Source organism: Ruegeria sp. HKCCA0235A, from assembly GCF_013033235.1.
Lineage (GTDB): Bacteria > Pseudomonadota > Alphaproteobacteria > Rhodobacterales > Rhodobacteraceae > Ruegeria.
In genome coordinates this window covers 342360-353328 of sequence record NZ_WQDQ01000005.1, presented here as the reverse complement: position 1 = coordinate 353328, position 10969 = coordinate 342360, and the positions used below count along the sequence as shown (strand labels likewise).

The 10969-nt window shown below is 56.3% G+C and carries 9 protein-coding genes and 2 pseudogenes; 2 read left to right on the top strand and 9 right to left on the bottom strand.

Annotation, left to right across the window (positions count from 1 at the left end; translation table 11 throughout):
* The first annotated feature begins 263 nt into the window (after positions 1–263).
* Both GOW56_RS11555 and aspT read left to right on the top strand, forming a co-directional pair.
* A pseudogene (locus GOW56_RS11555) lies at positions 264–918 on the top strand (transposase).
* 182 nt (positions 919–1100) lie between these two features.
* Positions 1101–2801, top strand: a complete 1701-nt coding sequence (gene aspT / locus GOW56_RS11550) for an aspartate-alanine antiporter (RefSeq protein ID WP_152460130.1) — start codon at positions 1101–1103, stop codon at positions 2799–2801.
* A gap of 117 nt (positions 2802–2918) precedes the next feature.
* On the opposite strand, the gene GOW56_RS11545 is transcribed toward aspT, so the two are convergent.
* The 9 genes and pseudogenes from GOW56_RS11545 to pcaF form a co-directional block, all read right to left on the bottom strand.
* Complete coding sequence (locus GOW56_RS11545; RefSeq protein WP_171205960.1) at positions 2919–4550, bottom strand: bifunctional aspartate transaminase/aspartate 4-decarboxylase; 1632 nt, start codon at positions 4548–4550, stop codon at positions 2919–2921.
* A gap of 255 nt (positions 4551–4805) precedes the next feature.
* Positions 4806–5065 (bottom strand): annotated as a pseudogene (locus GOW56_RS21820) (transposase); the annotation flags it as partial.
* Between the two features lie 81 nt (positions 5066–5146).
* On the bottom strand, positions 5147–5908 hold the full coding sequence (locus tag GOW56_RS11540) for a Phenylacetic acid catabolic protein (protein WP_171170269.1): 762 nt from the start codon (positions 5906–5908) through the stop codon (positions 5147–5149).
* Between the two features lie 13 nt (positions 5909–5921).
* Positions 5922–6995, bottom strand: coding sequence for a 2Fe-2S iron-sulfur cluster-binding protein (locus GOW56_RS11535; protein ID WP_171205959.1), 1074 nt, complete (start codon positions 6993–6995; stop codon positions 5922–5924).
* Positions 6996–7008: 13 nt separating this feature from the next.
* A complete protein-coding gene (paaD, locus tag GOW56_RS11530; protein ID WP_171118426.1) occupies positions 7009–7467 on the bottom strand; it encodes a 1,2-phenylacetyl-CoA epoxidase subunit PaaD in 459 nt (152 codons plus the stop codon).
* 6 nt (positions 7468–7473) lie between these two features.
* The gene (gene paaC / locus GOW56_RS11525) at positions 7474–8232 is read right to left on the bottom strand and encodes a 1,2-phenylacetyl-CoA epoxidase subunit PaaC (RefSeq protein ID WP_171205958.1); all 759 of its coding nucleotides are present in this window, start codon (positions 8230–8232) and stop codon (positions 7474–7476) included.
* Positions 8232–8516 (bottom strand): 1,2-phenylacetyl-CoA epoxidase subunit PaaB, encoded by a 285-nt coding sequence (paaB, locus tag GOW56_RS11520; protein WP_171118424.1) that lies wholly within the window; start codon positions 8514–8516, stop codon positions 8232–8234. The genes paaC and paaB overlap by 1 nt, the downstream gene beginning before the upstream one ends.
* Positions 8517–8539: 23 nt before the next feature.
* On the bottom strand, positions 8540–9517 hold the full coding sequence (paaA, locus tag GOW56_RS11515; protein WP_171205957.1) for a 1,2-phenylacetyl-CoA epoxidase subunit PaaA: 978 nt from the start codon (positions 9515–9517) through the stop codon (positions 8540–8542).
* Between the two features lie 15 nt (positions 9518–9532).
* The gene (pcaF, locus tag GOW56_RS11510) at positions 9533–10735 is read right to left on the bottom strand and encodes a 3-oxoadipyl-CoA thiolase (protein ID WP_171205956.1); all 1203 of its coding nucleotides are present in this window, start codon (positions 10733–10735) and stop codon (positions 9533–9535) included.
* Between the last annotated feature and the right edge of the window lie 234 nt (positions 10736–10969).

Sequence of the window (10969 nt, the reverse complement as noted above, 5' to 3'; positions counted from 1 at the left end):
GGCCCCACAGTGCACTGGGCTATCGCCCGCCAGCGCCCGAAACCATCATACCAATGGATCGCAGGCCGACAATGCACCAACAATCAATTTGGACCAGTCAGATGAGGCTGCTCAACGGGGCGGATCAACTCCCAGACCGAAAAAATCGGCAGCTACTTCACATATAATGCCATGATGCATCCGTATTCACTGCGCGGCACGGTTCACGGCTTGAAAAACGAAGCGGTGACACACGTCATTTTTTCTGGTTGACCGGCGCGCAGATGGCTAGGCACGCTCCCTTCTTCGTGAAGTCGCACGGCGGGCCTCGGGTTGATGACAAACCGGTGTTACGCAGGATTATCTTCATCAACTGCAATGGTTCGCGGTGGCGCGATACTCCCGAGGAATACAGAACTCACAAGACGCTAAACAGCCGGTGGAAGCGTTGGTGCAAGAAGGGTATCTTCGCCCGGATGCTGGCCGAACTGGTTGCCGGGCACGGCGAAAGGAAGAACACGATCCCCTGCCGGGCAATGGACGCGACCTATCTCATGGCAAACGGCACCGAGACCAGTATGGCCGAAAAAAGGGGGGCGTGGCCGACTGATCGGGCGCACCAAGGGCGGCATGAATACCAAGCTGATGCCCGCCTGCGATGGCCAGGATTGCCCGATCAACCTGTTCGTGACCGCCGGGAGCGACAGTGATTACATCGACGCCCGGGCTCTGCTCAGTAGCATCCCAAATGTGGATTGGCTGCTTGAGGAACCTGGCCGTGATGTTAGTCAAGGAAAACAAGCGCGGTACAAGGGTCGAAACTGCATCGAGACTATGTTTGGCGGGTTTAAGAACTGGAGGCGTGCGGCAACCCGCCATCACCGTTGTTCCGGGGTCTTCCAATCAGCGATCGCACTCACAGAAACCGTCATCCACTGATTAGGAATCCTGACCAAATTACAATAACACTTTTCGAAACCTTTCCGCCGGAATAGAGATGCGAAGCGCTGTGCTCTTAAATCCTCGCGCTACGTCAGTCACATTGTTTTTTTGTTTTCAATATAGTTAGTCACTGTATCTTGATCGGAACGACCCTGAAGAGAGACGCAGGAGATTTCAAAATGGAATTGATTTCTGAGCAGCTTCGTACCTTCCCGATTATGGCGCTGTTTCTTTGTCTGGGCTTAGGTTATGGCGTTGGAAAGTTCAGGGTCGGCAAGTTCGAACTTGGTGGCATCGCCGGAACCCTTTTGGTGGCCGTTCTTGTAGGTCAAATCGGGGGCATTAACCTGAGCACCGATGTCCAGAATATTTTCTTCTCTCTCTTCATTTTTATGGTCGGCTATAATGGTGGCCCTCAATTTTTTGCAGCTCTGAACCGAACCGCACTTACCAAGTTACTGGCTGCATTTATGATGACTGTCTGGGGACTTTTCTTTGTGGTGGTCGTCGCCCGTTTGGCTGGGTTGGACAAAGGGTTGGCCGCCGGGCTGGCTGCAGGAGGGCTTACGCAATCCGCAATCATTGGTACCGCTGGAAATGCCATCGACCTGCTTGGGCTGGCCGCTGACGAAGCGGAAAAGCTCAAAACCAACATCGCCGTGGGATATTCAGTCACTTACATCTTCGGCTCGATCGGGCCAATTTTGGCGGTGAGTGTCATTCCAATCATAATGCGCGTGGATCTGCGTAAAGAGGCGATTAAGCTGGCCCAAAAACTCAGCGGAGGTGGCCGCAAACTGGAAGAAGGCGAGTTCCTCCCAATGAACCGCTTTAACGCCCGCGCCTATCAGGTAGGTTCCGACGCCTCGATTGCAGGAAAGTCAGTTAAATCCATCGAAAACACTTACGACGGCGACCTGATCGTCGAGAAAATTCTGCATGAAGGTGCGCCGTTAGATCCCAAACCGGACATGATTATCAGCCCAGGAGACGTCATCGTTGTATCGGGGCTTGTTACAACCCTGACCCGGTTCGAAGGTAGTGCAAGCGGAGAAATTGGTGAGTACCCACCTGAATTGACGGTAGTGGAAGAACGTCGAAATGTTGTTGTCACAAATCGGAAACTGACAGGTAAAACTCTTGCCGAATTACGCGAAGCCCTGACAGCCGATCAACGACGCGGCGTTCACATCTCAAAAATTACCCGAATGGGTCACGAAGTGCCGGTGTTGCAAAATACCGAAATTCATGCAGGCGATGAGATCTGCATCGTCGGCCACAAAGACGACTTGAACCGAGCGGCAAAAGAGGCGGGATACGTACCGCCATTGGCTTCGGCCACAAATTTCATCGCGCTGGGGATTGGTGTGGCAATTGGCTATTTGATTGGCGAAATCAGCTTCGTGATCGCTGGAACCAAAGTGTCGCTCGGCTCGGGCCTTGGGTGCCTCGTGACAGGGTTGATAATCGGGTATTTGCGTATTCGCCGACCAAAGATCGGCGGGATCAACCATGGGGCCGCAAATTTTCTGCAGAGTTTCGGATTGGCGGTATTCGTCGGGGTTGTTGGTTTGAATGCCGGTAAACCTGCTCTGGAAGCAATTCAACAGTACGGCGTTACCCTGCTTCTGTTGGGAGTCCTGGTCACAATGATGCCAATGATTGTTCAATTCCCTATTAACTACTATGTCTTGCGCATCAAAAACCCGGTCGAAGCCTGCGCGGTTGTTACCGGTTCCCGGTCCGGGAACCCGGGGTTTGCCACGTTGCTTGAAAAGGCAGGGAACTCCACCCCCACGCCAGCGTTCACCATGACCTATGCGGTTGCAAATATCTTTTTGACGCTCTGGGGCCCGCTCGTTGTGGCGTTCGTACCGTAAGTCGCTTCAGAATTACCTCAACTTTCGATCGCGACTATGTGGCATGTGGCTAGGACATGACCCGCTGAGAAGACAGGCTGATAGTTTGGGTCGCCTGCGTCCTCAGCGGCCATGTTTTTAACCGTGCAACGGCAATCCTTTTGACGCGCGATAAGCCTGCACATATCCAACGGCCACAGCCCGTACAGCGCGACCGATCTGGCGATAGGCGCTGTCGTCCAAATTGGCGAAAGACACGCGTGCAGACCAGTTGGGCGCATCAAAACCGGACCCGTTCAACAGCACGATTCCGTGGTCCTGCGCCAGTTTGAACGAGATATCCAACGGGTGAACGTTTTCCTTGATCCATTCGACCACATCTTCGCCGACGTATTTCCGCAGCCAGAACTCGAAATCTATGATGCCATAATACTTGTCGAACAACGGGTTGTCGGCGACTTCAACGCCCAATCCGTCGACCAGTTCATCAAAACGGTGCTTCAAGATACCCCAACAGAACTTCTGATAAACTTTCTCTTGGTCCATCAACTCGACAAGCGAGAATAATGTCATCATCACTTGTTGTGGCACCGACAAACCCGCAGTGTGATTTAGTGCGACATCCCGGCTGTCGGCGACGATCCGGTCAATGAACTTGAACGACGACGGGTCGGGTGTCAGCGATTCATACCGGGCGTTCACCACAGCTTTGGTCTCGTCCGGTGCCTCAGCAATCATCTTGTCGAAGATGTTGTTCTCGGCCACCAGAATTGCGCCCAGACGCCAGCCCGTGCAACCGAAATACTTCGAGTAGGAGTAAACCCCGATCGTATTTTCAGGAAGGTGCCCCATCACCGATTGAAAGTCAGGTACGAAGGTGCCGTAGACATCATCTGTCAATATGATCAGGTCAGGACGGCGGGTCTTTACGAAGTCCACGAGTCGGGTCATGACTTCGGGGCTGATCGCGACAGAGGATGGATTCCCTGGGTTGACCAAGAACAGCGCTTTGACTTTGGGATCGGCCAACAGTTCAAAATCGTTGTCGTTAAGTTGAAAATGATCTTCTTCAGCAGAAGACACATCCACAGTATTCAACCCGTAATCTTCAAGCACTGGCATCTCCAGATAAGGCGTGAAGATCGGCGTGCCCAATGCAATTGTGTCGCCTGCATTAAGCAACCGCTGGTTCTTGAGCGCCTTGAAAATATAGCACATTGCAGCAGTTCCGCCCTCTACTGCGTAGATATCGAACTTTGCGTCGGGCCGATGGCCTGCGCACATTGCCCACATCACGTATTCGTGGACGATCGCCTCATTGTGTTCCAAGCACCTGTCCGGCATCGGGTAGTGGTCGCCAATGATACCGTCGGTCAATTCGAGTACGAAATCGTCTGCTGTGAAACCAAATTTTTCAATCGCAAAGTCCACCACGGCCACCAAAGTATCTGCGCCTGGAGGACCGTTTTTTTCCGACGTGTCGGCGCAGTATTCCTTGAGCCGTTCGTAACATCCCGGCCCTTGTGGCATACCGGCTAGTCCAACTTGTGGTTCATTGCGATGTCGCTGTGCTTCGGTCATCGCGAACTGACCCAAAAGGAAGAACGCCTCTCGTGCCTTGGTAGCGATCCAATTCGGGTTGCCGCGCCCTGCGTTCAAATATGGCAGCGCCATTTGGCGCGACTCTCTCTGCGCCAGCTTTATGAGTTCGTCTTTGATCTGGAAAGGACTTAGGTTCTCGAACTTATGCAGGTCCAGCGTTTCTGCCATGGCATCAAACCTTTGCGTTAGAACAATCGAAAGAATTCAACCGGATCGTATGCAAGGTGATGCGCAAATGTAAACAGAACTATCAGAATGGAGCGACCGACGAAAAGAAAACCATGAACTTCAAAACAGGCTCTGGGGTCGCGATTCCTAACCAGTAAACGACGGTTGCTGCGGGTGCGATCGCTGATTGGAAGATCCTGGAACAGGTCGCGCCTATTGCCCAACAGGGTAGCACGCCAATGATGTCACGAGAGGGATCATCACAGTCTTCTTCTTCTCGCCCTGCCCGGCAACAAGGCCGGCCAACATTCGGGCGAAGATACCTTTCTCGCACCAACGCTTTCTCCGGCTGTAAAGCGAGTTGTACGCTCTGTTTTTTTGGGAGTGTCGCGCCACCGCGAACCATTGCGATTGATGAAGATAGTCCCGCTTAATACCCGTTTGTCATCAGCCCGAGGCGTGGCACGCGACCCTGCTAAGAAGGGGGCGAGCCTGGCCTCCTGCTCGTCAGTCAACCAGAAAGGATCACGCGTGTCACCGCTCTGTTTTCTAGGACGTGTACCCTGAAGTACCTTGAAATTGGATGCATCGTGGCACTATGAGGGTGATTTCAAACCCAACTGTTTCAGAGCTTCGTCCGCTGACCGAGCCCAACGTTCCCGAAGGGCAGCGTTGGTGCTATGGCGCAAACCAAGTGATCTCAGATGCTCAAATCGGTTCGGGTCATCCCTCCCGAAAGACACTGCTACGCGTGGCCACCAATAGTCCACAGCGTCTTGCATGTCTTGCGACGCTCCGTTTTCAACCAGCTTCACAGCGCCTTCCAACGCCAGTTCGCCGTGATGCGCCTCGATCGGTGCGATCTGCCGGAAAGCCTCGGCCAGTGGCTGGTAAGAGACGGTCGAGAACTCCGCCAGTTGCTCTGCCACGGCACGGCTCATCAGCAGGTTCATGGCGACGGCATCAGTCCAACCGGAAATCGGATAATTGAACACCGCAAGCCGCATGTCATGTTCGCTGCGGGTCGCGCCGATATCCGCTTTTCGATCCAACCGGGCAGTCCACGGGTGATGCGTGGCATAACGATCCGTGTCGGCGCCGAACTCACCCATGATTTTCAGAACCCTGTCCGCATGGTCCGTCTTTTCCAACACGATCTTCGCCGCCGCGATGCGTTCCTTTATGCCGGGGCCCTTGTTGATGACATCAGCAAACCCTGCGGCACCTGCGAGTTCGCTGTCTACAAACGTAGCCATCAGTTTCATCAGCTCGGCGCGGTAACGCGGCGGTACGTTGGTCGGATTGGTCAGCACTCCGCCTGCGGCCAGATAGCTGTCAAGTGTCATGGCGTCGGTCATTGATCCTCTCCCTTTACTGGTCGTAGTCCACGACCACGCGGTCGGTCACCGGGTAAGCCTGACAACTCAGCACGTAACCTTTTTCGACCTCGTAATCTTCCAGCGCGTGATTGGCGAGCATCTCGACTTCGCCCTCAAGAACACGGCAGCGGCAGGTTGAACAGACCCCGGCCTTGCAGGCGTAAGGCGCGTCCATGGCATTTTCCAGGGCGGCATCCAGAATGGACTGATCCTTCGGCAAGGTGACGGTCTGCGTCGCGCCGTCGAGTGTGATCGAAGCACTGGTCTGGTTTGCCTGCGTGCCTGCGTCGGCCGCGTCTGCCGTGCGCCTGGCCCGACCCGGCTGGGCGCTGGCGAAGAGTTCGAACTTGATCTGGCTGTCCTCAAGTCCGTGTTCCCGCAGAGCGGCGGCAATACCCAGCATCATCGGCTCTGGGCCACAGATGAATGCGGTGTCTGTATTCTTGACATCGATCCAGTGCTTGAAAAGCTCACGGCATTTTTCCTGCGTTACCAGACCGGTAAACAGGTCAATCTCCTGCGCGTCGGTTTCCAGAATGTGGATGACGTTCAGCCGGCCCATATAGAGGTTCTTCAGATCCTCCAGTTCCTCACGGAACATGATCGTGTTGATGCCCTTGTTGGCATAGATCAGCGTAAATCGGGATTTGGGTTCGCGGGCCAACGTAGTTTTGAGGATCGACAGAACAGGCGTGATCCCCGATCCGCCGGCGAAGCCAACGTATTGTTTTTCCGCATCCGCATCGATGGGCACGTGAAAATTGCCCATTGGCGGCATCGCCTGCACGACGTCACCTATGTTGAGGTCCTCATTTGCCCAGCTTGAGAATGCGCCACCCTCGACACGTTTTATGCCAACCTGAAGAACACCGTCATCCTTGCCGGCACAGATGGAATAGGAGCGGCGCAGTTCTTCACCGTCGAATTCGCGCCGGAACGTCAGGTACTGGCCGGCGGCGAAGTCGAACTGTTCCGCTGCGCCGTTAACGGGCTCAAGCGTAACGACAACCGCATCGCGGATGGTTTTGTGGATGTCGGTGACTTTCAGGTCGTGAAAACGTGCCATCCGGTGCTCCTCCTCAGATGCACTTGAAATAGTCAAAGGGTTCCAGACAGTCCGCGCAGCGCCAATGGGCCTTGCACGGGGTCGAGCCGAACTGGCTGACCTTTTCGACTGCTTTGCTGCCGCAATGGGGGCAGCGATCCGGGCCGCCCGCGGGTTGCGGCGGCGCAATGCCATAATCTTCTAGCTTGGCGCGGCCTTTTTCGCTAAGCCAATCTGTGGTCCAGGCGGGTGAAATGCTGGTTTCTATGCGCAGATCCCCGATGCCGTGATCGCGCAGGGCGGTTTCGATATCCATACTGATGATGGATGTCGCCGGGCAACCGGAATACGTTGGCGTGACGGTTACGACCAGCGTGTCAGCGTCCCAGCGCACATCGCGCACAATGCCCAAATCCACGACGGAGATCACCGGGATTTCGGGATCGGGCACGGCATCCAGCCAGCTCCATATCTGGTCAGTCGAGACCCGCATCCGCTTTTACCACTTTGCTCCGGGATAGGCGCGTTGCAGCCATTGCATCTGCGTCAGCAGATGGCCCAGATGTTCGGTATGCATGCGCCCGTCGCGGCCGCCTTTATGGGCAAAACGGCTTTCCGGAATGGTCAGAGTTGCCTGATTGAGGACACGCTCAACCAGAGCGTCGTATTCCTCTCGCAAATCCGCCGGATTCGGAGCGATACCTCCGGCGACCATCTGGGCGTCCACCTCGTCGCTGGCAAACATCTCGCCCACATAGGGCCACAGGTAATCCAGTGCGTCCTGCATCCGTACATGGCTTTCCTCGGTTCCGTCGCCAAGCCCGACAACCGTGTCGCCCGAACGTTCCAGATGGTAGGTCACTTCCTTGCTGGCCTTGGCGGCGATTGCCGCGACCCGCTCGTCCGAGGAAGCCATCAGGCGCCCCAGCATGATCGAGTGCCATACATCGAACAGGAATTGACGCATCAGCGTACGGCCGAAATCGCCGTTCGGCACCTCGACCAGCAACACGTTGCGGAAATCCCAGGCGTCGCGCAGGAAGGCCAGATCGTCGGCGCTTTTGCCACCATCCGCCTCTCCGGCAAGGCCCAGCCACATCTGGGTCTGGCCAATCAGGTCCAGCGCAGTGTTGGCCAGCGCTATGTCTTCTTCCAGAACCGGCGCATGGCCGCACCACTCACTGACACGATGGCCGAGGATCAGGGTGTTGTCCCCCATCCGCAGCAGGAATTGCAGAAATGCCTCGTCCCGGGTCATCACATTGCCCCCACTTCATCGGGAATGTCGAAGAAAGTCGGGTGGCGGTAAACTTTGCTTTGGCTCGGTTCGTACAGCGGGCCTTTGTCGCTGGGCGACGACGCCGAGATGTTGTTGGCTTCGACCACCCAGATCGAGACGCCTTCGTTGCGGCGGGTGTAGACATCGCGCGCGTTCTTGATTGCCATTTCCGCGTCAGGGGCATGTAGCGAACCGACATGTCGGTGGCTCATCCCATGCTGACCGCGGATGAAGATTTCCCACAGGGGCCATTCGGTATTCATCGGGTATCCTCCTCAGGGTAAGCTTATTCAGCAGCCAGATTGCCGGCCTGTTTCTTGCGGGCGTGGGCCAGCAGCCCGTCACGGACCCACTTGCCGTCGTCCCATGCCTTGTTGCGCGCGGCCAGCCGATCCACGTTGCAGGGGCCGTTGCCCTTGATCACGCCAAAGAATTCCGACCAGTCGGGTTCCGTAAAGTCGTAATGCCCCCGCTCTTCATTCCACTTCAGATCCGGATCAGGGATTGTCAAACCCAGATATTCAGCCTGCGGCACAGTCTGGTCGACGAATTTCTGGCGCAGCTCGTCATTGGTATTGATCTTGATCTTCCAAGCCATCGACTGGGCCGAATGCACCGAGTCCTTGTCGGAGGGGCCGAACATCATCAGTGACGGGTACCAGAAGCGGTTCATCGCATCCTGCGCCATCTTGCGTTGCTCGGGCGTACCTTCGGCCATTTTGCGAATGGCATCGTAACCCTGGCGCTGGTGAAAGCTTTCTTCCTTGCAGATGCGGATCATGGCGCGCGAATACGGCCCGTAGGACGTTCTTTGCAGCGGCACCTGGTTCATGATCGCCGCCCCGTCAACCAGCCACCCGACGGCACCGATATCGGCCCAGTTCAAGGTCGGGTAATTGAAGATCGACGAATATTTCATGCGGCCATCCAGCAGCATCTCGGTCAGTTCATCGCGGCTGACACCCAACGTTTCGGCGGCACAATACAGGTAAAGACCGTGCCCGGCCTCGTCCTGCACCTTGGCGAGAAGGATCGCCTTCCGCTCCAGCGTCGGCGCGCGCGTGATCCAGTTGCCTTCGGGCAATTGGCCCACAATCTCGGAATGAGCGTGCTGTCCAATCTGACGGATCAGCGTCTTCCGATACCCGTGCGGCATCCAGTCCTTTGGCTCGATCTTGATATCCGCGTCGATCCGCGCCTGGAATTCAGCAAGCTTGTCCGGATCTTCATTCGACGCTTCGGATTCTACCATCTGAGCATACATGTCCCGTCTCCTCCGTTACACGCGTTCAAGTATAAGGGCCGCACCCTGCCCGACACCCACACACATGGTGCACAGGGCATAGCGCCCGCCGGTACGTTTCAATTGATAGGCCGCGGTCAGCACAAGACGCGCACCGCTCATGCCAAGGGGATGGCCCAGCGCTATTGCGCCACCGTTGGGGTTCACGTGGGGCGCATCGTCGGGAAGACCCAGCTCGCGCAAGGTGGCAAGGCCCTGAGACGCAAACGCCTCGTTCAGTTCGATCACGTCCATCCGATCCACGCTCAGCCCTGCGCGGGCCAGCACCTTGCGGCTGGCCGGCACCGGGCCGATGCCCATCACACGTGGCGCAACACCCGCAACCGACATGCCAACCACACGGGCCATCGGGGTCAGACCGTTCTTGGCTGCTGCGGCCTCATTCGCCATCAGGATCGCTGCCGCGCCATCATTCACACCGGACGCATTCCCCGCCGTCACGGTTTTGTCGGGCCCGTTCACACCTTTCAGACCCGCGAGTTTTTCTGCCGTAGTTCCCGGGCGCGGGTGCTCGTCCGTATCAACGACAATCGGATCGCCCTTGCGCTGGGGAACCGAAACCGGGGTAATTTCATCCTTGAACACCCCAGCGGCATGCGCGGCGGCCCAGCGGGACTGGCTGCGCGCGGCAAAGGCATCCTGGTCTTCCCGGCTGATACCATAATCTTCGGCGACATTGTCGGCCGTTTGCGGCATGGAGTCGACGCCGTATGCCTGCTTCATCTTCGGGTTCACGAAACGCCATCCGATCGTGGTGTCGTAAACCGCGTTGCTGCGAGTGAACGCCGAACTTGCCTTGGGCATCACGAACGGCGCGCGTGACATGCTTTCCACGCCACCCGCAATGACCAAATCATAGTCGCCCGCCTTGATGCCGCGCGCCGCCATTCCCACGGCGTCCATGCCGCTGGCACACAGACGGTTCACCGTCGTTCCCGGAACGTCAATCGGCAAACCCGCCAACAGCGCCGCCATACGCGCAACGTTTCGGTTGCTCTCGCCCGCCTGATTGGCATCGCCATAGATCACGTCGTCAACACTGGCCCAGTCGACCTGAGGGTTGCGCGCCTTCAATGCCGCCAACGGCAGAGCAGCCAGATCATCTGTGCGGACCGACGAAAGCGCTCCTCCGTAGCGTCCGATCGGAGTGCGCGTCGCGTCACAAATGAAAGCGTCCATCTTAGAGTACTCCTGTTCCCACGGAACAATATCAACCGTCTGGTCGGTTAATAAATCTTCCCCTGATTCGATGCAAGTCTTATGTTACTCAATCTTCTCATGTATCGCACATCTTGTAACATTAAAGGTGACTGCTGACCAAAGAGGTTTTCTTGACTGCAAAAAAGACGACGCAGCCCTTCTTAACAATGGCAGGACATCCAGCAGCTCGCCCGAACTTTGCCCCGCTGTGGG